The organism is Vibrio sp. E14 (assembly GCF_020515785.1).
Lineage (GTDB): Bacteria > Pseudomonadota > Gammaproteobacteria > Enterobacterales > Vibrionaceae > Vibrio > Vibrio diabolicus.
Window position 1 is genome coordinate 616,737 of sequence record NZ_JAHPJI010000001.1, and the last position, 24,451, is coordinate 641,187.

Annotated in this window: 10 protein-coding genes; 4 read left to right on the forward strand and 6 right to left on the reverse strand. The window is 45.0% G+C overall.

Annotation, left to right across the window (positions count from 1 at the left end; translation table 11 throughout):
• The gene (vctC, locus tag LIX84_RS02655; RefSeq protein WP_226420549.1) at positions 1-756 is read left to right on the forward strand and encodes an iron chelate ABC transporter ATP-binding protein VctC; all 756 of its coding nucleotides are present in this window, start codon (positions 1-3) and stop codon (positions 754-756) included.
• A gap of 54 nt (positions 757-810) precedes the next feature.
• Here the strand turns inward: vctC and cueR are convergent, their stop codons facing one another.
• Positions 811-1,197 carry a Cu(I)-responsive transcriptional regulator gene (gene cueR / locus LIX84_RS02660; protein ID WP_226420550.1) on the reverse strand — a complete coding sequence of 129 codons (387 nt, stop codon included), beginning with the start codon at positions 1,195-1,197 and terminating at the stop codon, positions 811-813.
• Positions 1,198-1,284: 87 nt separating this feature from the next.
• Positions 1,285-2,253 carry a helix-turn-helix transcriptional regulator gene (locus LIX84_RS02665; protein WP_226420551.1) on the reverse strand — a complete coding sequence of 323 codons (969 nt, stop codon included), beginning with the start codon at positions 2,251-2,253 and terminating at the stop codon, positions 1,285-1,287.
• Positions 2,254-2,369: 116 nt separating this feature from the next.
• Here LIX84_RS02665 and LIX84_RS02670 point away from each other — a divergent pair, with 116 nt between their 5' ends.
• Both LIX84_RS02670 and LIX84_RS02675 read left to right on the forward strand, forming a co-directional pair.
• Positions 2,370-4,376, forward strand: a complete 2,007-nt coding sequence (locus LIX84_RS02670; RefSeq protein WP_226420552.1) for a TonB-dependent siderophore receptor — start codon at positions 2,370-2,372, stop codon at positions 4,374-4,376.
• A gap of 42 nt (positions 4,377-4,418) precedes the next feature.
• The gene (locus LIX84_RS02675) at positions 4,419-4,700 is read left to right on the forward strand and encodes a DUF2218 domain-containing protein (RefSeq protein ID WP_006742780.1); all 282 of its coding nucleotides are present in this window, start codon (positions 4,419-4,421) and stop codon (positions 4,698-4,700) included.
• A 98-nt stretch (positions 4,701-4,798) separates the two neighbouring features.
• Here LIX84_RS02675 and LIX84_RS02680 read toward each other — a convergent pair whose 3' ends face one another.
• A complete protein-coding gene (locus LIX84_RS02680; protein WP_005397186.1) occupies positions 4,799-5,044 on the reverse strand; it encodes a YgjV family protein in 246 nt (81 codons plus the stop codon).
• Between the two features lie 860 nt (positions 5,045-5,904).
• Between LIX84_RS02680 and LIX84_RS02685 the strand changes: the two genes are divergently transcribed.
• The gene (locus tag LIX84_RS02685; protein ID WP_226420553.1) at positions 5,905-21,276 is read left to right on the forward strand and encodes a retention module-containing protein; all 15,372 of its coding nucleotides are present in this window, start codon (positions 5,905-5,907) and stop codon (positions 21,274-21,276) included.
• A gap of 159 nt (positions 21,277-21,435) precedes the next feature.
• On the opposite strand, the gene LIX84_RS02690 is transcribed toward LIX84_RS02685, so the two are convergent.
• The 3 genes from LIX84_RS02690 to yccS all read right to left on the reverse strand — a co-directional run bounded on the left by LIX84_RS02690 (position 21,436) and on the right by yccS (position 24,387).
• Entirely contained in the window at positions 21,436-21,738 is a 303-nt protein-coding gene (locus tag LIX84_RS02690; RefSeq protein WP_170901767.1) for a hypothetical protein, read from the reverse strand.
• Positions 21,739-21,818: 80 nt separating this feature from the next.
• Entirely contained in the window at positions 21,819-22,049 is a 231-nt protein-coding gene (locus LIX84_RS02695; RefSeq protein WP_041853076.1) for a hypothetical protein, read from the reverse strand.
• Positions 22,050-22,233: 184 nt separating this feature from the next.
• Positions 22,234-24,387 (reverse strand): YccS family putative transporter, encoded by a 2,154-nt coding sequence (yccS, locus tag LIX84_RS02700; RefSeq protein ID WP_170901766.1) that lies wholly within the window; start codon positions 24,385-24,387, stop codon positions 22,234-22,236.
• Between the last annotated feature and the right edge of the window lie 64 nt (positions 24,388-24,451).

Below are 24,451 nucleotides of genomic sequence, written 5' to 3' on the forward strand. Positions count from 1 at the left end.
ATGATAGTGATAGACAAATTAACGAAGGCCTTCGGTTCAAATAAAGTGGTTGATGAGGCCAATACTCAGTTTGAAAAGGGCAAGGTAACATCGATTATTGGCCCGAATGGCGCGGGAAAGAGTACGCTGTTATCTATGGCTTCGCGCTTAACGGAGCGGGATGGTGGTAGTGTTATCATTGATTGCAAGGAAATTGCGGAATGGGACACTAAAGAGTTAGCGAAAAAGCTGGCGGTACTTCGTCAAGCCAACTCGATTACCATGCGATTTACCGTGAAAGAGTTGGTCTCTTTTGGCCGTTTCCCATACTCCAAAGGAAATCTGACCAAAGAAGATCATGCGGTGATTGAACAAGCGATCGACTACCTAGATTTACAAGGTATCCAAGACAAATATTTGGATGAATTAAGTGGTGGTCAGCGACAGCTTGCGTTTATTGCCATGGTGATTGCACAAGATACAGACTACGTTTTTCTTGATGAACCACTTAACAATCTAGATATCAAACACTCTCTTCAGATCATGAAAGTGGTCCAGCGGTTAGCTCATGACATGAACAAAGCCATGGTGGTGGTCATTCATGATATTAATTTCGCAGCGTGCTACTCGGATGTCATATTGGCGCTTAAGCAAGGCAAAGTTGTGGCAAGTGGTGTGGTGGAAGAGGTGATTCAGGCGTCTACGCTAGAGGATATCTACGAAACGCCGTTTAATATTATCGAATTAAACGGCAAGCGCATGTGTACTTACCACTAATCCAACCTCAGGGCTTAATGAAAGCGATTCTTCAATGAGGATAGATAGGCGAGTTTACTTGGTGAGCTCGTCTATGATTGGGCATCGGCTTTCAGCGTCTCCCGGACAAGAAGAAACCCAACCTTCAAGTTGCGTTTTGATCTCCATAAGGTGCGCGATTTTTTCTTCAACCTCTCTCAGCTTATCCATGGCTCTTGCTTTTACTTCGCTGCTTTTTCGGTTGGGATTATGGGCAAGCTGCACAAACTCTTTGCATTCTTGCAGTGAAAAGCCAGCGCTTTTTGCGCGTGATACTAAGTTAAGCTCTTGAATATGATTATCTGAATATTCGCGATAGCCAGAGTCGCTGCGCGCTGGTGGAGATATGATCCCTTTGTCTTCATACAATCGAATCGACTTAGATGAAAGCCCAGTAAGCTTTGCAACAGCACCAATATTCATGTTTAACCTCCATAACGTTTAAGGCGAGTATATACCGATGTTGCGGATAAGACACTCCTAAATAACAGTCAGTTACCTGGGGCCGCTTTACTCTTTTATCACTTCATGCGGTGGTACACCAAATACCTTTTTGAAAGCGCAGGTGAAGTTGGAAGGGTGGTGGTATCCGGCTTCATAAGCAGCTTCCGTGATCGTCACTAGGCCACGTTCCAAGTGTTGCCTCGCAATCTCAAGGCGACGAAAGCGAATATAACCATTTACGGTCATATTGAGTGATTGTTTAAATCGGCGCTGCAGGTTTGAAACACTCATTGAGAATTGGCTCGCCAAGTTTTCCAAGCGTAGTTCTTGATCAAGGTGAGTTTCAATATAGCTGACAATATCCTCAGTCCGACCATCAATGTGTCGTTCAATACTGCTGTTTTTAGCACAGAAATTCTTAGGAATTTGCTTGGTGGCTTGATGTAAAATTTGATAGATCAAGCTTTCGACCTCTAGCTTCTCTTGGAACTCTTGCGGTGTTTCTCTATTTGTTAACGTGTCAGCCAGCTCGCATAGCGTCTGGTTAAGCTCCAACTGTTGAAACGCCTGATGAGAGTTAAAAAAGGACCGATGACGACAGGTTTGGTCAAGGCGAGCCTCTAGCCACTGGGGCTTAACCAATATGTTGATCTTATTAATGAGGTTATCTTTGAGCAGTGAACGACGAAAGTTTGCAGGTTTGAGTAGGTTCACCACGACACCTTTAGGGCCGTCGCTTGCGTCTAAATCAAATTGCAAATCGTCATAGCCAAACGAGAGCTTACCTTCTAAAAGAATAGTGACCAACAGTGAGGCGTGTGCAGTAGAAACAATATGTGAATCAACAAGCTCTAGGCAGCGTCCACCATGAACAAAGATTTGATCATTGTACTGATATGATAGGAATTTGCCTTCTGCCAGTTGAGTTTGACAAGGTTGACCTTGCGTGACGATCCACTGCTTTTCTGTGGCTTCCAGTTTTTGGGTTAAAGCGATCTTGGCAATTCTAGTTCGTTTTGGTGTGACTTCCTGCATTTGACACTTCCTCATAACACTTGTGCGATTTCGCATAATCAAATCGCCTTTGTATTTATAAAACTCATGCTTATTATACCTGAGAATTATTATCATTAATATTTATGAATGAAGTTATGGAAAGCTCTGCTTGTTCATCTATCAAGCTTTCAAGCCTTTGCCTTGCAGTGGGAATGGCGCTATCAACCCCTGTTTTAGCTCAAGATACCGAGTCACATTTTGAAGAAGTCGTTGTATGGGGAACAAAAGTTTCTAGCAATACCGAGTCGATGTTTGCGGACGACATGTCACTGAAGCAAGCGGATCATATGTCTGATTTACTGCGCGATATTCCCGGTGTGGATGTTGGTGGAACACACTCTGTGAATCAACGTATTACCATTCGTGGTTTGAGCGAAACCGATTTGGACATTCGTCTTGATGGTGCTTCTCAGCATGCGAGCATGTTCCATCACATTGGTAACTTGACGCTAAATCCTGACATTCTCAAATCTGCCGATATCCAGGTGGGTAATAATTCTGTGACTCAAAATGGCTTAGGCGGCTCGGTTTATTTTGAAACGAAAGACGCTCGCGATTTACTTCGTTACGATGAAAAGTTTGGTGCTCGTGTTTATGGCGGTTATGCATCCAACGACAACCAACAAGGCTCGTTGACACTGTACGGGCTTTTGTCCGAAAACATTGATGCGATGGTTTATGGCCATTACGTTACGCGCGATGATTTTGAAGATGGTGACGGCAACAAAACCTATGGCGCTGCGGGCGATGTTTACAACATTCTGGCTAAGTTGGGGTATGAACTAAACGACATCCATCGTTTTGAGCTCTCTTATGACATGTACCGAGACAGCGGTGATTACAGTCCGCGTCCTGATATGTCGGGTAGTGCGAACAATGGCTTATCGAGCACGTTACTTATTCCTACGGATTATGACCGAGATACCGTTACCTTGAGTTACGAGCTGCGAGGCGAACAACATCAAGGTAACGTCACACTTTATAATACCGAGACGGAAATTAAACGGGATGAGAGCGTTATGGCTCCTCGCTGGCCTTCGAACCGTTTATCGAAGAACACCGCTAAAAACCAAAACTTTGGTTTGAATGGTAAGTTCCAGTCGGATGTTATGTTAGGTGAGTTTGATAATCGAATCACCTATGGTTTCGACTACATGGATAAGACATCTTCAAGTTACTACGGTAGTCGTAAGTTCATGGATGAATCGGCCATTTCAACCGCATTGTTTGTAGAAGACCAGTTCTTCTTCTCTGATGCTTTCTTTGTTACCGCAGGTATGCGTTTTGATGATTACAAACGTGAAGCTGAAACGGGGACGAGTAACTATGATGATGTGACCTGGGCCCTAGCAGCAGAATGGGCAGTCACTCAGGATTGGACGTTGTTTGCGAGCGCACGCTCTCTATTCAAAGGCCCTGAGCTGATGGAAACCTTTATTGCTTACCAAGACGTTGCATTTTTAGAGGATGGACTAAAGCCAGAAACGGGGTTGAACACACAGGGTGGTGTCCGTTTTGATAAAACCTTTGATAAGCATTTCTTTGGAGCGAATATTACGGCATTCCAAACGGAAATTGATGATTACATTGCAGACCAGTACCAAAACGCGACTCAAACTTACCTGATTTACAACTTAGGTGATGTTGAGATTAAAGGCTTTGAGGCAAGTGCTTCTTATGGCTACGACAAGTTTAACAGCAAACTTTCTTACTCTAAGTCGGACACCAAAAACAAGAATACCGGTGGCCCTGTTGCTGGGGGTAATGGGCGTAGCATTGATATGGGTGATAGTATTGCTCTAACTTTGGATTACCAGTCAGACGCTTTAGAAACGATCTTCGGGTGGAACTCAATGTTTGTTCTAGAGGAAGACAACGTCTTTGATGGTCAGCCAAAGAAAGCAAGTTATGATGTACATAATCTATATGCTCAATGGGTGCCGTCTAATATTGATGGACTGTCGGTGACCTTTGGTATTGATAATGTATTTGACGAGTTATACAGCTCTCATGCGTCTCGTTCGGGTACGGCACGTGGCTTCACGCTTGATGACTACGAGCCGGGTCGCAACTTCAAACTTTCTGCTGCTTATCAATTCTAATAGGGCTCCCGAGAGGGGGCGCTTCAAAACACGAGTAAATTCATGATTAAAGAAAGCACCCGAATAGATAGCGAACACGCTGACAAATACTTAGTGACACTTTGTCGGCATTTTGGACGAAAGGTTCCTGCTACTTGGAATGAAAACAGCGGTTTGGTGACATTCCCGACGGGAAAAGCGGAGTTTGCTCTTTGCGAGTCTAGCTTGACCATTATTTGTGAGGCAGATTCAGAAGAGAGATTGAGCACAGTGAAGGCGATAATCTCATCGCATGTAGACATGTTCTCTCGTAGAGAAACATTAGCACTTAACTGGGTTCGCTAGAGCTATTGATGAATGTGCAGAAAATGAGAGCGCATTAAAAGCAAAAAGCCCGCGATCTTATCATTCGCGGGCTTTTATTGTTCGAATGCTATTGCTTTTTAGGCTCTAGATTCTAGGCTTTTTTTTTCCTGTTGCATTTTTGCTAGGAAGTAGATATTAACGCAAGCAATAAAGCCGTTAGTTAATACTACAGGCCAAGAATCAATCATTAGTCCGTAAGCAGTAAATAGCGCACAACCAATAAAGTTAAGGATACGAAGCTTAACAATATCTTTCATAGTTAGCGAAATTGCGACCATGATTGAAGCTGCATAACCTAAAATCTCAACCATATTCATGTCCATTTTTTGACCCTCTTAAAATCTGCCGAATTTTGTCGGTACCAATTCTTCTCATCTTGAGATTAATGAGGAAGCTCCATGCCTCGAATGGTCTTTTTTTGTTGTATGGACGCACTATATCAATGGAAAAACCGTGATAAAAGCCTCAAATCAAGGTTAAGAGAAGGTTAGCGATTACGCAAACGTTTAGGACGGGAATTACTGATAATTTTACTTATTGTGTTGATTGATAATAACGATGGTATTAATAGCTCTCACATCATTGAAAGTGGGGGAATATTTACATATGATTGAAAATGATAATTATTTTCAAGTGTGGTGTTTATGTATTTTCTTATTAGCTTGCTCGTATTTTTTTTACTGTATATCAGGACAAAGCCGAATTCGTGGTGCTCGGGAATTCATATTGTGAGCCACATTTTTATGGTTATATTTTGTCCAACGATTTATGTCATTCAATATTTAATCGTCACGTTTTTCTCGTCACCGATATTGATTAAGTTGTCATCACGTTCAGGTGTATACAACATTCTTATTGCTTTTCTTCCATTATTGATTGCAACCGGTAGTTTGGCGTTTAGCTGAGCGTTTTCATCTATCTTCTTTTTTAAAACGACTACACTTATACGGAATAAGGTATCAATTTCATATAATTAATCGATATTGCGGTGTTAGGACATGTGTCACATTTCTGTGACTACTAGTAAGTTTTACTTACTTTGCTCATTAGTGCGCCATTTATCGATTGTTTAATGAGTTGATACTTAGTCTAATCGTCTAAAGGTGTGCAGTATGCCGCACTAAATCATTTAAAAACTATCTAAAAAGGTTAATGGGAAACGTAGGCCATTAGCGGAGGTCAGATGAGTACGCAAACCGTGCCGCAGAACGCGATTGTAAATGCTGTCAAAGGTGAAGTCTTGGTTTTAGGTCTGGATGGAAAAGTCAGGTCTATAAAAGCGGGGGATGAGTTAATATCTGGCGAAGTGATCATTACTGAAAATAACGCTTCTCTTGATGTACAGATACATAATGAGCTGTATCTGGTTGATGCTAATTGTGTCGCGTGCCTTCCAGAACCTTCTTTTGAACAACCAGAAACCTTGCTGCAATCTCCAGTTAATGGCCAGGTTACTTTCGATCCAACAGCTATCGAAGGTGCTAACTTTGACGCTAATGATGTCGCGGCTATCCAACAGGCCATTTTAGATGGTGCTGACCCGACTGCTATTTTGGAAGCAACGGCTGCTGGTGCTGGCGCTGAAGGCTCAGCCAATGCTGGCTATGTGACCGTTGAATATAATAATCCGGAAGTACTTGCCTCCACCTTTTTTGAGACGTCAGCGACTCGTAGCGGTGTAGAAGAACGCGATGAAGCTGATGATTTAGATGTCACTATTTTTGCCGATGGCGGACAATCATTGCAATCTAGCGTAACAGAAGGCTCAATTTCTCTATCAAGCTATCCGCAAACCATTTCTTCTAGTGTGCTGGTTGAAGCAGGGGATCTCGCACTTGATACCGCTTCATTTGTACCTGAAACGTCCTCATTAGAGTCTCTGTTAACCGAGCTAAATAGTGATATTACCTCTGCTGGTCAGCCAGTGGCGTTCGTTTATGACGAAGCGCAAAATGCCATTATCGGCACTCAAGAAGGTAACGAAGTGCTTCGTATAGAGATCGAAGCGACATCTTTAGGCCGTGATTTAGAGTTAGAGGTCGTTACCACGATTAGCCAGGGCATTGACCATGTCGCTTCTGTTGCTGATGGTCAAGTTTCCATCTCCGGTGATCAAATCAATATCGCTTTTGACATTACAGGCGCAGATATTGGTGGTAACAGTATTCAAGCCCCTATTGATTTTACGACAACCGTTATTGATGGCGATGATCCTGCGCCGCAAAACGTTACTTTTGAAAACGTCGAATCTTCTTCTGCACCAATTACTGGCACCTTTGTTGATATTGGTAGTGATCAATTGGCAACCGTCACGTTTAATCAAGAAGGACTTAGTCAGTTCGATGGCCTACTGAGTGATAATCAGGCGACAGAAGCGGTACTCTCTGAAGACGGCAGTACTATCACCCTGTCCATTGCGGGCTCGAGTGAAACCGTCTTAACCATCAGTCTGAATACTGATGGTACCTACCAATTTGAGCAATTTAAGCCGTTAGAACAAACAAACGGTGAAGATACGATTGAGCTCTCTTTGCCAACCACAATCGTCGATTTCGACCAAGATACGGCAAGCAACACCTTTACGTTAAACATCCTTGATGGCGATAATCCAGTGATTGAAACCGTGACGGGATTGTCTTTAGACGAAGCGGGTGTTGACCAAGGTTCACAGGAAGGCGCGGTAGTAACAAGTGGCTCTGGGTCGATTACGACAGCGGTCGGTAGTGACATCATTGATCACTATGAGTTGGAACCTACAGAGTTTAATGTTGGTGGAGAACTCCAATCTCAAGGGCAGGTTGTTCAACTGGAACTAGCGTCTGAGAGTAACGGCGTGCGCACTTACGAAGGCTTCATCGAGTTGGATGGCGTGCGTATTACCGTATTTGATGTGGCGATCGATGCCCCTGCATTGGGCGAATATCAATTCAACTTGTATGAACAACTCGACCATACGGGTGCTAATGATGATGCGCTCACTTTCTCACTGCCAGTTTACGCGGTAGATGCGGATGGCGATCGCTCCTCGATTACCCAAGGTTCGAACACACCAGAAGCGGCGCAAATTGTCATTCAAGTTCAAGATGACGTTCCTACGATTGATGGCGTTGATGCGCTAGCCGTCGATGAAGACGATTTATCAAGCATCGGCTCCGATCAAAGCGATTCTGTGCTCGCGCAAGGCAGTTTCACGACGACTCAGGGCTCAGACCGTGTTGTAAGTTATCAATTAGAGAGCGGCACTGATCCACTCAATGGGTTGGAATCACAGGGTCGATCTATCTCTCTGACGGAAACTGTCAACTCAGATGGCAGCTTTACCTATTCTGCAACGGCAGAAGGGGACGCTATCTTCACCTTACAAGTGAACCCTGATGGTTCTTATTCATTTAGTCTTGAAGGCCCAATCGATCATGCTGTGGGTAGCGATAGCTTAACTCTAGACTTCACTATTGTCGCAACGGACTTTGACGGTGACACCAGTTCACTTGTTCTACCGGTAACCATTGCTGATGATGTGCCAACCATTAACGACGTTGTTGCTCTTACCGTCGATGAAGATGACTTAAGTTCGGTAGGCTCTGACCAATCACAGCCAACGCTGGTTGAAGGTCAGTTCACGACGACTCAGGGTTCTGATGGCGTCGTACAGTATCAGTTGGATGTAAACGCTGATCCTTTAAATGGCCTGCAATCTCAAGGGCAAACCGTCTCCATTGCCGAAACGCAAAATGCAGACGGCAGTTACACTTACAGCGCAACGGCAAATGGCAGTGCAGTCTTCACATTGATTTTGAATACCGACGGCTCGTACAGTTTTGAGCTGCAAGGTCCAATCGACCATGCGGCAAATAGCGACAGCTTAACCCTTGATTTTAGTGTTATTGCTACCGACTTCGATGGTGACACAAGCCAAATCGTACTGCCTGTTACCATCGTGGATGATAAACCGACCATTACCGATGTTGATGCGATTACTGTTGATGAAGATGATTTAGGCACGATTGGCTCAGATCAGACAGGCCCGATTTCAATCGATGGCAACTTCACCACCACACAAGGCTCGGACCGAGTGGTGAGCTATCAGCTCGATGCTTCTGCAACACCAGTTGACGGCCTTACATCACAAGGCGTTGCAGTCACGCTAACTGAAACCGCAAACGGTGATGGCAGCTTTACTTATAAAGCAACAGCAGGCACTGAGTCGGTCTTTACACTGACAGTGAACACTGATGGCTCTTATAACTTCACGCTTGAAGGGCCAATCGACCACGCAGTAGATAGCGATGAGTTAACGCTCAACTTTCCAATCATCGCAACAGACTTTGATGGCGACACCACAAATGCCACTATCCCAGTGACAATTGTGGACGATAAGCCAGTGATTAATGACGTCGACGCCATTACTGTTAATGAAGATGATCTAGCATCAATCGGTTCAGATCAAAGCAATCCGATTTCTATTGATGGTAGTTTCACCACCACGCAAGGCTCAGACCGTGTGGTGAGCTACCAACTCGATGCTTTATCAACACCAGTTGACGGTTTAACGTCGCAAGGTGTAGTGGTCACGCTAACTGAAACCGCAAATGGTGATGGCAGCTTTACTTACGAGGCGACAGCGGGTACTGAAGCGGTCTTTACGCTGACAGTGAATACTGATGGTTCTTATAACTTCACGCTAGAAGGGCCGATTGATCATGCGGTTGATAGTGATGAGTTGACACTGAACTTCCCAATTATAGCCACCGACTTTGATGGCGACACAGTAACTGAAATCATTCCAGTCACGATTGTTGATGATGTACCGACTATTACAGCGGTTGATGCGTTGAGTGTCGATGAAGATGACCTTAGCGGTGTGGGTTCAGACCCAGGCGGCGATCTGTTTGTTGAAGGCGCGTTTACCACCACTCAAGGCTCTGACCGAGTGGTGAGCTATCAACTGGATTCAACCGCTGATCCTGTTGCGGGGCTGACCTCTCAAGGTGAGGCGATTACCCTGGTGGAAACCGCGAATGGTGATGGCAGCTTTACCTATGTTGCGACCGCAGATGGCAATCCAGTATTCACGTTAAACGTCGCAACAGATGGTACTTACGACTTTACGCTGCAAGGCCCGATTGACCATGCAGTAAATAGCGACAGCCTAACGATTGATTTCCCAATTGTTGCCACCGATTTTGATGGTGATACAACTTCAGCAAGCATTCCAGTTACGATCACGGATGATGCACCAATCATCGATAATGTCGTGCCTCTGGCTGTGGATGAAGATGATTTATCAGGTATTGGCTCAGACCAAAGTGACGCTGTTTATGTAGAAGGTGCGTTCACGACCACTCAAGGCTCAGACCGTGTGGTGAGCTACCAACTTGATTCAACGGCTGATCCTGTTGCAGGTTTAACCTCTCAAGGTGAGCCTGTTACTCTGGTAGAGACTGCGAATGCCGATGGCAGCTTTACTTACGTTGCTACCGCGGATGGTAACCCTGTCTTCACCATGAATGTGAATGCAGACGGTACATACAACTTCCGTCTGGAAGGGCCAGTTGATCATGCGTTAAATAGCGATGAATTAGTTCTGAACTTTCCAATCATTGCAACAGACTTTGATGGCGATACGACGACGGCGACCATTCCAGTCACGATTACTGATGACGTTCCAACCATTGATAATGTTGTCCCACTGACAGTAGACGAAGATGATCTCGCCTCAATTGGCTCAGACCAAAACGATGATGCGTTTATGTCGGGTTCTTTCAGCACAACTGAAGGCTCGGACAGTGTTGTTAAATACCAGCTTGATGCAACAGCAGATCCAGTAGCAGGGTTGACCTCTCATGGTGAACCTGTCGTGCTTGCTGAGACGGCAAACGGTGATGGTAGCTTTACTTACACTGCCACAGCAGATGGCAATGCCGTATTTGAATTAGTGCTGAAGCCAGATGGCAGCTACACCTTTACTCTGCAAGGTCCATTAGACCATGCGATGAATAGCGACAGCCTACAAATCGATTTCCCGATTATCGCAACAGACTTTGATGGCGACACTTCAACTAAAATACTGCCTGTCACTATTGTTGATGATCAGCCAAGCATCACTAATGTTGATGCGATCAGCGTGGATGAAGATGACTTGGCGACGATTGGCTCTGATCAAAACGAGTCCGTGTCGATTGATGGTCACTTTGTCACGATGGGCTCTGATCATGTTGTGCGTTATCAGTTAGACGCGTCCTCTAACCCTGTTGATGGCTTAACCTCACACGGGGTTGTGGTGACAATTACGGAAAGCGCGAATGCGGATGGCAGTTTCACCTATACCGCTACCGCAGGATCAGAAGCCGTATTTACCTTGACGGTGAACAGCGACGGCAGTTATAACTTCACGCTTGAAGGTCCAATTGACCATGCAACAGGTAGTGATGAGCTGACGCTCAACTTCCCAATCATCGCGACGGATTTTGATGGTGATACCACCACAGAAACGATCCCAGTCACCATCGTCGATGACAAGCCGACTATTACTGATGTTGATGCGATTACCGTTGATGAAGATGATTTAGCCACGATTGGCTCGGATCAAAACGATCCAATATCAATCGATGGCAACTTCACCACAACGCAAGGCTCTGACCGAGTGGTAAGCTATCAGCTCGACGCTTCTGCAACACCAGTTGATGGCCTTACATCACAAGGCGTGGCGGTCACGCTGATTGAAACCGCAAATGGCGACGGCAGCTTTACGTACGAGGCGACAGCGGGTACTGAAGCGGTCTTTACGCTGACAGTGAATACTGATGGTAGCTATAACTTCACGCTTGAAGGACCAATCGATCACGCAGTAGATAGTGACGAGTTGACGCTCAACTTCCCAATCATTGCAACAGACTTTGATGGCGATACCTCTGCTGAGACAATTCCGGTCAAGATCATTGATGACAAGCCGACACTTGGTGGCATCGAAGCAATAAGTGTGCAAACGGTTGATGAGGACGATATCCCAACGGTCGGATCTGATGGTACGCAGTCGAACAGCATTGCAGGTAACTTCATCGCGACTGATGGCTCTGATGGCATTGTCGAGTACGGTGTTTCTGACCTAACGACGCCAGTACAAGGCCTGACCTCTGGTGGTCAATCACTGGTCATGGTTGAAGTATCAAACGCAGGTGGCGTTTCAGTTTACGAAGCGCGTATTGATGGCACGACGACACCAGTATTCCGAGTGACCCTTGATGCCTCTGATGACAGCTACACGTTCGATTTGCTCGCTCCTCTCGATCATCCAAATGCTGATGGCCAAAATGAACTGGTCATCAATTTGCCGATAAACGCGACTGACTTTGATGGAGACGTGTCGAACAACATCACCTTACCAATTACGGTTGTGGATGATGTTCCGACCATTGATGGTTTACTAGCAGGCAGTGGACAAACCGTTGATGAAGATGACCTACCAGCAGGTACTGATGCTGCAAGTGCAGAAGATACTGTTATTTCAGGTACTTTTGATATCACCGAAGGTGCTGACCAAGTTGCTTCTATTCAGCTTAGTGACCTGACCACGCCTGTTGCGTCACTGACTTCAGATGGTGAAGCTATCACCTTAGTTCTGTCTTCTAGCGCAAACGGCGTGAACGTATACCAAGGTGTTGCTGGCAATCCTGCTGGACTGGTTTTCGAACTGACGTTGGATGCAACGAACAACACCTACGAGTTCGATTTACAGAAGCCGCTTGATCATCCAGATGGTAATCAGCAAAACGAGATTGTTATTAACCTCCCTGTGACGGCGACAGATAATGATGGTGATACGTCACCAGCCTTCACATTGCCAATTACCGTTGTGGACGATGTTCCAGTTGTTACCAATATTGAAAGTCTACGTGTCGACGAAGATGACTTACCTCTTGGTTCTGATGGCACGAAAGAGCCATTAACGGTATCAGGTGAATTCGAAGTCACTAGCGCAGATGGTATTGATGCGTTCGAATTGGATCTGAGCTCAAACCCTATCCCGAATCTGAAATCGGGTGGAGAAGAGGTAACGCTTTCTCAAGACACTAGTGCTTCAACTGCTGACGCACTTGTTTACGTGGGACAAACTCCGAGCGGAGTGACGGTCTTCACGTTGACACTTCATCAAGATGGTAAATACGACTTTGAGTTATCTGGTCAATTAGATCACGCGGTTAACTCTGATGAGATTTTGTTGAATCTACCTGTGAAGATCACGGATGGCGATAACGACACCATCACTGCGACCTTGCTAGTGACCATCGTAGATGACAAGCCAACCATTGATGCTATTAGCTCTGGTAGTACCTTGTCTGTGGATGAGGATGATATTCCAAGCCAAGGGTCGGACGACACGCCAGAATCCAATATCATTGGTGGCAACTTTGACGTTACCGATGGTGCCGATTCTATCGTTAGCTTCCAGTTGGATAGCTTAACATCGCCTGTTTCTAGCCTTACCTCAGGTGGTCAACCGCTTGAGTTGGTTGAGTTTTCAAATTCAAACGGTGTGATTGAGTACCGAGCTTATGTACAAGGTACGACGGACACCGTCTTTAAACTGACACTAAATGGTTCAGCAGACAGTTATGAATTTGAACTGTTGGGTGCACTTGATCATCCTGCGGGTAACGATGAAAACTCGTTGGTCATTAACTTCCCAGTCAACGCGACTGATTTTGATGGCGATGTGTCCAATAACATCACCTTGCCGATCACAGTGGTGGACGATGTTCCAGCTATTGTGAAAGTGACAGACTCTAGCCAACAAACCGTTGATGAAGATGATCTTGCTGGTGGCTCTGACACGACAAGTGGCGATTCGACGGTACTGACTGGCGGATTTGAAGTCGTTGATGGCGCAGATGAGATTGTCAGCTACCAAATTTCTGATCTCAATGCAGTTGTGTCTGGTTTAACTTCGAATGGCAGCAGCATCGAGTTGAATGTGGTGAGCTCGGTTGGTGGTGTAACCAGTTACGAAGCGGTGATTACTGGCACATCAACTAAGATCTTCACGCTGTCTCTTGATGCGAATAACGACAGTTACCAATTTGAACTGTTGGGACCAATCGACCATGACGCTGTTCAAGGTGAAAACAACCTTGTCATTGATATCCCAATTACAGTTACAGATTTTGATGGTGACACGTCATCATCACTGAATCTTCCAATTACCGTGGTTGATGACATTCCCGAAATTAAATCAGCAGATGCTTTGGCTGTTGACGAGGATGACCTCGCTAATGGTTCTCAGGCAACCAACAAAGACAGCCTAGAAGCAACGGGCAATTTCGATACGGTGGAAGGGGCAGATACCGTTGTCTCTTACCAACTGGACCTGACATCTAACCCGATCTCAGGAGTCACTTCAGGTGGCCTTGCGGTGACGTTAGTTCAAACCGCGGTAAGCAACAACAACTTTACTTATCAAGGTCAAACACCTGATGGTAACTCAGTGTTCACGCTAGTTTTGAACGCTGACGGCTCTTACAAGTTTACGCTTGAGGGTGCTCTAGACCACTCAACCCAAGGCGAAGATACACTCATACTTGATCTCCCAGTCTTCGCGACCGATGTCGATGGCGATACGGCCGGTATTAACTTACCAGTGACGATTACCGATGATGTTCCAACCTTGTACGATGCATCTATTTCACGTGTTGAGGGACAAGGCAGCCGCACGGTTCACTTATTCCAAGACCCTGTAGAAGGTGATGACGATCTTGGTGCTGACGGCGCACAAGTGACTTCATTTTCGGCTGATGATTCAGGCATTTACTTTAAGCAAAACGGTGTTGATTCTGATTCTGTCGATTTGAACGGCAGCGACCAAGTCGTATTTGTTCACAAGGTTCTTGACGGAGTGGATACTGAAATCGGTCGTTTGGTTGTTCGAACTGATGGCAGTGTGTCATTCCGTCCGAATGACGATCTTGACCATACAGAAACCGACTCGATTGATTTCACCATCAACGTTGTTGCAACCGATGGTGATGGCGATATCGCAGATGCCGATGTGGATATCTCGATAAGAGACCGCAATGCGCAAATTGACACGTCTACCGTTACTGCGTTCGAGGACCAAGGGCGTGATGGTGTCGTTGTGGGCGTTGACTCTGCAAATACTCAGGATAACTTGTCGACGCTGGATGTGACGCCGGCGAAAGTCGATTTGGTTATCGATTTGCATGATATCGATCGTAACGAAAGCTTAGGTGATATCACTATTCGAGATGCAAGCACGCACAACGGTACTTTCTATTACCGAGATGGGAGCGGTAACTTCATTGAACTGACACCAGTAGGCGATACGGTTGTTCTCGATGCGTCGAATGTCGAGCAATCATTTAGTGGCGAGCTGGTCTCGTTAGATAACTTGTACTTCGTACCAGATCGTCATACCTCGACCGATGCTTCTGGTATCGATCCTCGTATCCGTGTGGAAATTCTTAACAATGGTACGCCAGATCATACGATTAATGGTCGTTTAGACATTGAAGTCGCTGCCGTTGCAGATATTGCAACGTGGACGGCAAACAGTGAATTTAACTACTCGGTTGATGAAGATGGAAATAATGTCGCACTTAATATCACGGCGGAAACTCAGGATATTAGCAATCCTGAAGATATAGTCTACGAGCTCGTCTTTACACAAGGGGAAGGTAACGCAGAGTTAGTGTATTCGGATGGTAGCGCGATTCCAAAAACTGGTGGTGTTTATCTCGTAGATGCCAGCCGAATTGGTGACGTTCAAATTGATCCAATCGATAATTTCTCGGGCGAAATCAAGATTGATGTAACCGCGATTACGACAGAAAACAATAATCCGTTATCAGGGAAGGAAACGGCACGTTCAGAGACAGAAACTATCATCATTGATGTTAACCCAATCGCGGACCCAGGTAGTTTTACAGTCAACCGAATCAATGTCTTTGAGGATAACGCTCGAACTCAAGACACCGTCAATCCTGTCACGGATCATGATCCACTTCAGTTAAGTGAAGTGATTACCATGAAGCCGTCTGCGGATTTAGATGGTTCTGAAGCACTATTTGTGCGTATTTCTGACTTCTCAATTGATGGCGTTACGTTAGTGTGGCTTGATTCAGCAAACCCAAGTCAAATCGTGGAAGTGACCGATTCAAGCGGCAATGTACTCTATTACGAAGTGCCAGAATCTGAGTTAGCCAACGTCGAAGTGCTTCCTCCGTTGCACAGCAATGATGACTTTACTTTCAACGTTGAAGGTATCGTCAAAGACACGGCATCGTTATCTAATGGGGTTGCCGAAGATATGTTGTCACTAGGCAGCAAAACAGTGATCGTCGGTGTGAAAGGCGTAGCTGACATACCATTTATTGAGCTGAATGATAAATCAGGGATCTGGCATGAGTTTAATGACGGTAATGTAAGAGGTATTGAGACTAATATCGATGAGAATGGTCAAGTAGAGTTGGGCTTTAGTGTCATCTCTGGCGAGTTACCAGATAACCCGAATGACCACTCAGAGTCGGTTACGGTTCTGCTGTCCAATATTCCTGCAGGTGTTGAGGTATTTGATAGCGATGGTGCATCCGTCGATCTGACTTTTGTCGGCTATGACGCGCAAAATCAGCCAATCTATGAAGCCAACATCACCACGGCGAATATTAATTCTGGAATTGTTATTAAACCGGAAGCGTCATCGACGGAGAACATTCATATTACAGCGACGACGATCGTCACTGAGAATGATGGTCACAGTCGAACCTCATCGGGTGAGATCCGAATTATTGTCGCTCCTGTCATTGATGCGCAAGATAACTACACGGTTCAATCAGAAGGTGATGAAGATACACGCTTTAATATTGATTGGAAGCCAACGTTGGCTCAAAGCCCTGATACAGACGAGTTCTTTAGTGATGTAACGATCTCTGGGTTTCCTCCAGGCAGCACGGTTTATGTCGATGGCGTAGCACAAACATTGGTTTCTGGAACATTAACACTTTCGCCACTAGCGAACGAGTCGGAGCAAGACTTTTCTGCTCGAATCTCTCAAAGCGGGTATGTCCAGGTGCAATTAGAGCAAGACTCTAGTACTGACTTTGATTTGAATACTACGGTGACGGTGAAAGAGATTGACCACGAATATGTCGATGCTTCTAATCCAGGGCAGGGAATTGCAGAAAAAACCATCAATGGCATGGTGCATGTCCAAGTCAATCCAATCGTTGAGCCAGAAAATACAACAGGATCGCTAGACGCCCAGACACGTTTGCTTGTTACTGAAAGCACTGGCGTTGTCACTGACATCGTGAAGTCAGACGGTCAAGGGAACATTGATTTTACGATCAATACTTCAACGGGTGGGGAGTCTGGTGCGAATATCATCAAATACCAAGAGTTTGACGCCTCTTCAGATGAAGTGGTGACTCAGCTTGTTGTTCAGTTCCACAATGTCGACCCTGAGATTCTCAATCAATTGGTCATTGTTGGTGCATTGAACGAAGGCGGCGGTCGATGGACAGTCATTGACGAAGAAAACTTCTCAATTAAAGCGCCTTCGGGTCTTGATTTAACGCCAAACGACGACAGCGATGATGGTGACAACGGCGGTCTATCTCAAATTGGGTTAACCATCTATGCCGAGGTCAACGATTTAGGTGAAGATGCCGTTGAAAAAGACGCAACAGTAGTAAGAGAAACTGACGTGACACTTGAGTTTCCGACGGTTCTCACGCCGAAAACGAGTGTTGCCGCTGAAATTCAGGTGGCTGATGACGTCCAAATTGAAGAATCGGAAGACAATGCGATCGACCTTGGTACTCAATTGACGTCGAAAGTCGATGCGATTAATGCGGATGGTGTGGAAGATGTTTTGACTGTTGTTATTGATCCATCTGCACCCGGTATTCCTCCAGGCTTGGTGATAACAGGTACTGATATCGATTTTGTCAATGGTAAATACGTTTTCCAAGCAGATATTGATGCTAGTGGCAATATCACAGGTTTGGACGGTTTAACGATGCACTTGGCAGAAGATTACGCTGGTGATTTCGAATTGCCTGTGAGGTTTGTCACCAAAGACACAGAGTCTGGCGACGAAAAAGAAAACAACGTGCGAATTCCAGTTCAGGTTTTACCGATTGCAGATGTTCCGAGTTCGGCGGGTGATCAGCCATTAGATGGTGATGTTACACCAAATGTGACAGTGGATATCATAGGTACTCTCGGTTTAGACGCTAACAAACAACCAGTTAATGACCTAAATAACGATGTACCAACGGCGGATGGTGTGGGTTATGAAGATGGTTTAATCCAACTTAATCTAAATGTCGATTTTGCTGACCGTTATAACAATATCCAAGGTGGTCAGGAAACGCTAACGAATATCAAGTTAGAGCTCGATGACACAACACTGGGGGAGTTTGTTGACGCAAATGGCAATAGCTTAGGGACAAGTATTGAGTTTAATGAAGCTGAGATTTTAGCGGGTGCGCTTGATAATGTTCTGTTTAAGCCGAAAGAAAATTATCCCGTAGGTGGGGGACAAAACACCGTCAAGATTAATATCGAAGGAGAGATCACGGACGAGGCTGTATTTGATCAGTCTATCCTAAATAACCCTGGCGATAATATCGATATAAGAACTTTTACTGATGACGTGACATTCGAAGTTACGCCAGTGGTGGACGATATTACGATTACAGGTGCCGATCCTACGAAGCCAATTACCGTGGTTGATGACGAAGATACTTTAATTTCGTTGAATCAATCGGGCTCAGGGGTTTCGATCAGCTTAAACGATAATGATGGCTCTGAAAGTTTCGTTTCACTCAAGTTAACAGGGATCCCTGATGACTTTGTCGTTCAATCCAATTCCTCTGATTATGTTGTTAAGAACAACGGCGGAGGAGAATGGAGTATTCAGCTAAAAGACCTTACTCAGACATCCGTTGATTTGAGTGACATCCAAATCAAACCGCCGAAAAACTTCAGTGGCGAGGCAGAGATTGGCATTACCGTGTTCATCCAAGAAGAATTGTTACAAGTACCAACTGAGCGAACTAATAACTTTACGCTGGTTGTGAATCCTATTGGCGATGATGTCGATGTGAATCCTGATACTTCAGCTGCGGGGAATGAGGGAGAAGATATTGTTATCAACGTTAATGCGTTGGTGGTTGATAACAAAGAGTCCATCGGAGATGGCGCAACCTACCAGGAAAATGATCCAGAGACGCTGAGAGTTGAGATTTCAAATGTCCCTGATGGGGCGAGTGTTTCATTACCTGATGGAACGGTGTTTACTGACCAAGGAAGTGGCGTCTTCGTATTAGAAATCGATGCTCAAGATTTGGATCAAGTGGTCTTTAATTCTGGTGATCGAAACGATAACTCATGGGGTGGGTCACTGCATTTCAAAGTGCAAGCGGTTGATACCGGGCTCGATGGTCGCCAAAATTTAGGTTCAGCCGAGGAGTTTGACGTAGCTGTTGATGTTGAAGCGGTGAATGATCGACCGGACTTCGTGAATGTCATTGACGTTGAAACACCAGAAGACAACGCTATCCTGCTGGATACATTTGGTATTTCGGATGTGGATGCGGTACTTGATGATCCTACCGCAGAGTATGTCTTGAATATTGCTGTCGATAGCGGTTACTTGGCGCTCAATCCATCGATTATTGCCAATTACGGATTGACGGTTTCAGGAGACGGCACGGGTTCAATTGAACTGAAAGGAACCGTATCTGACCTTAACGCCGCTATCGCTGATGGTTTAGTGGAGTTTAACCCAGCGCTTAACTTCTTTGGTAACGTCAATGTCGACATCTCTGTCGATGACCAAGGCAACGAAGGGATTGTGATTAGCGGTGTTGACGAAACACTCAATTCAAATAGCAGCCAATTTGTAATTGAAGTCACAGAGGTGAACGATGCGCCAACAACATCTGAAGTGACGTTGACAAGTATTGATGAAGACAGCGGCGCTGTTATTATTACCGCAGCAGGCTTGCTGGTTAATGCGGTTGATATTGAGTCGGACAATTTAACCGTTAGCAATGTTACGCTTGTCGACTCTGCAGCAGGGACGCTTACTCAACTGAGCTCAACGGAGTGGAGCTTTGAACCTGCTCCTGATTTTTACGGGGATGTAAGCTTTAATTACGATATTACGGATGATGGCATGACCAATGGCGTCTCGGATCCGAAGACCGTCAGTGGCTCAGCCGTGATGACAGTGCAGGCGATTAACGATGCTCCGGAGATTGATGGTTCAATGGCCACAAATACGATTATGGAGTCATCGGATCAAAAAATCTCAGGTATCGAAATTACCGATGTTGATTTTGCAGGTATTCATGAGAATGAAATCATGACGGTGTCACTCAGCATCGATGAGGGTGATATAAGTGTCCTTGTCCCGGCTGGGAGTGGCATTACTCAAGGCGTTGGTTTAGCAGGTGAAACTGTACTGATGGGGACCTTGTCTCAGCTTAATAGTCTTTTCGCTTCGACGGATCCGGATGCCGGTGTATTTATTGATGCCAGTGACGTGAACAGCAATTCTATTGCGCTTACCGTTACCGCTGATGACAACGGTATCTTCTATGACAACTTAACGGGTACCTCACTACAAACATCAGAAACGTTTGATATTAATGTAACGCCGGTCGCTGACGTACCAAACCTAGCCATTGATCAGAACTTTAGTTACATTCAAAGAATTAGTGCGAGTCAAAGTGCAAGCCGTCAAGGCATCGCGCTGGTGGGTATTATGGCGGCGTTGACAGATGTCGATGAAGTACTGGCCTTAGAGCTCACTGGCGTGCCAAGAGGAGCCACTATCACGAGTGAAGCTACAACATCGAATATCAGCTTTGATGGTACAACATGGACTGTTCCAGAAGATGAAATTGATACGCTACACATCAATAATGCGATCCCGGGAGATTACGATATTACATTGACTGCGGTTTCTACTGCATCAAATGGTGATCAAGCGTATTCAACGCCATTAGATATTAATCTAAACGTTACGCTAAATAATCAAGATATTGATCAGTCCGCTGAAAGTGAAGACAGCTATCTTATTGGTAGTGATGCAGGCATTACTTTAGCAGCAGGTACGGGAGATGATTATATCCTAGGAGGAGATGGAGACGACGTGCTTATCGGTGGACTAGGCTCTGATATTCTGACTGGTGGTGCGGGTAGCGATATCTTTAAATGGACAGAAGACACGGTGGATAATGGTGCGATTGACACCATCACTGACTTTAGCGTTAATGAGGACACCATTGACCTCAAAGACGTGATCGCTGATTTGAATGATCCAACGGCAGGTATTGATGATTTACTTGCGCACATTCAAGCCGATTACGACGCATCAACAGAAAATGTTTCTCTGAACATTACGACGGATGCAAATGTCCAGCAAACCATTGTTGTGGAAAACTTAGGTACATCGATAGACTTCAACGGTCTTAGCTCCAATGAGATTGTAGAGTCATTGCTGAATCACGGTGTTATTGATAACGGATAAATTTGGATTCAACATAAAACGGGCGGCTTTAACAAGGCGTCCGTTTTTATTGGGAGTTATTGGTTTTTATCGAGACTTATTGAATCGAAATAGCACAACATTAGGTAGCAAAAGAGGGCTTGTTACGGATTTGTAGTGACAGGTCGGAACTAAGAAGTTTTAGACGTGAATATCGAGTAAGCTGCCAATGACTTCATTGTTTTTCTCAATGACGGACGCACCCACTCGGTTGTAACCTGCAGCTTGCGTAAGGTTGATGAGTGATTCAACTTTTTGAGAAGGGAGGCTAGGAGTTGAAGCGGTTATTGCGATATCTGCCACTTTAGCCAAATCGATGTTGTGAGAAGCGATCTCTTCTTTCACTTTACCTAAATTATCATTAATGCCATGCGCGGCTTTTTCAGCCATCTGCTGTGACATCTGAAGAATTTGGTGCCCAGATTGAATTCCTGATACAGGCATATCACCACTCCCAATACTATGCTAATGAGAGCATAGGTGGAGTTTATAAAACGTTCAAGTGTTTTATATCAATGATTTGATTAAGCAAACAGTTTAGAAAGCATTTCTCTTTCTTCAACAGAAAGTACTGGGTTTTGTGTTTTGTTTAACTTTACGCTTATCTCACCCTGTAATGATTTCAACTGACTCGCCGTTAAATCACTGAGCTTTTGTTTAAGTTCATTAAATTGTTGTGCGTTCATCTCAATACCCTCGTTGTAATTCGGTTTATCCTTCATTTCCCGAAATTCTTCGTCCTTTGGATACAACATATTTATTCAACCTAGATAGATTAGAATTTGATCGATTGCTTTTTGTCCGAACATTGTCAAGGTGTGTTAAGTGATACGTCAGATTTTTCCTATGAAGGTACATAATTACCCACTTTGGGGTAGATAGAAAAGTAGAAAGAAAAAAGGAAGCGACAATTCGCTTCCCTTTTATATGCGTGTGTTACTAGTTCACCCTCACTGCAAACTTACTGGCAAGTGAATGTAGCTCTGGGAGCATGCGATAGATAAGGTGAAGTTGCTGCAGTACCATGCGAGCGGAACTATCATCTTCATCTCGCCACTCATTCAAGCGTTGCTCAAGTCCTGCGTCGTCAATATTAGATAAATCGCACTCTTCGCAATGCTGGTGAAGCTGTTTATGGAGGACGTCTAAATGCTGATGAATACAGCGGTGTGCATCTAAAACGAGCTTATGAATTGACTCATCTTCAATGCGAGTTCGGTGCGCACCAAGAGCAGAAATATAGTTCAGCATTGCGTGATTTAACGTTAAGAAGCGGAAGCTCTCATCAACGGCAGCACGATATTTACCAGGTTCCGCAAGCATTGTACTGATGGCAGAAGAAAGTGAGGCATCACTGTTATGGGCCTGACGACGAGCAATGCGATAGCTCAAGTTGTCCTTTTTACCAATTCGATACTGACCAATGATCTGATCGAGATACTGTTTGTTAGCCTCTATCGCATCCGACATGACTTTGTGCAGCCTTCTCGATTGCCAATCTGGCAAAATAACCAGTACGGCTCCTACAGCAAGCACACACCCGATGAGGGTATCGGCCAGTCGAGGAAGCACAACCGCGTAACCTTCACCTAACTGGTTGAATAAGAAGAGGACCAGTAGCGTTATAAAGCCGGTTGCGTATCCGTAATTGTTCATCCGAAAGGCGAAAAACATCACGCCAGAAATAACGATGAATACTAACTGGCTTTCTTGAGAAGGGAAGAAAGTCAGTAATGGTACGCCAATTAACAAACCGGCTAATGTGCCTACGACTCGCGCTGTCAGTTTTTGACGTGTTGCGCTGTAGTTCGGCTGACACACGAAGAGAGTGGTTAAGAGTATCCAGTAACCTCGGTCGATGCTGAACACTTGAATGATTCCATAACCAATCGTCAAGGCAATCGACATACGCAATGCGTGTCGAAACAGCATCGAATCTTTGTGTAAATTCGCGGATATACGCTGCCACATGGCTTTTAATGTGTGCGGGTTAGTATCGGCGAGCGTATCTTCCTCTAGGCCCTCAACATCTGGGTTGTTAATGTTATTCAGTTGCTTTTCTACCGTCGCTAAGTTATTGAATAAATATGTTAACTGCATTAGCAGACGTTTCCAGTGTCCTTGCTTTTGTTCTTCTAAGTAAGCAAGTGAATTTTGCACTTCAGCTAAGGCCAAGATGGACTGATCGGTATGTGAGTATTCATTCCCTAGCTGAATCGCTAATGCAATATCACGACACGCTTGAGCTTGAGATTCCAAAAGATATTTAAAACGAAACAGCACATCAGAACGTTCAAATTCAGTTGCTAAATCTTGATAGCGGTAATGGCTAGAGCTGACTCGTTCGTGGATGTCTTGAGCGATGAAGTAGATATTTAAGAATCGGTCACTAGGACCATCAATGTGGCCGCGTTTCGAGCGGTTTAGTAATGTGGCTTTGCAAGCGTTTAGCGCCATCACCGTCGCTGCGTTGCACTTGGCGGCTTCAATCCGAAGTGGCTGTGGCGTTAGGTTGGTGACAGGGTGAAAAAGCTTGGCTTTCGCATCGAGATAATTTGCCATTTGGAAGAACACATTGGCTAAGCTTTGTTGTACAGGCTGAAGAGGCCAAAATATCTGCCAAATCATCGACATGAAGTAATACCAAGCCGCACCAGTTAAAAGCAGCAGTGGCTGAAACCAAATGTTAGTACTCTCATGTGCGCCAAGCATGGTGTAAATGGCGATCAGCAAAGAGCCAAAAGCAATGCTCGCATATTTAGGACCTATCGCCCCAAGAATGATAAAACCAAAGGTTGAGATAAATAACCCTAATGCAAATGCCCAAGGGGTGTCGAACAAGATTTCAATTGAGAAAGCGGCGAGCGCAAAACAGAGAAAGGTCAGAATCAGCGCTTTGATGCGCCCAGTGAAGCTGTCATCACTCTCTGCCAAAGCAGCAGCAATAACGCCCAATATTAGCGGCGTGATCAGCGTGTTTTGCTCGAAGTACCAAGTCGGGATAACCACACCCAGTAAGGTGATTAGGATAAGAACGCTGTAATTTATGGTCTTGTTTGCCCAATAGAGCCGAAATTTAGAAGTTGCTTGCACAATGCGCCTTATGTTTCCGATGAAGAACGGGGGAATACTACCAAACCCACTATAGCGCGTTTAT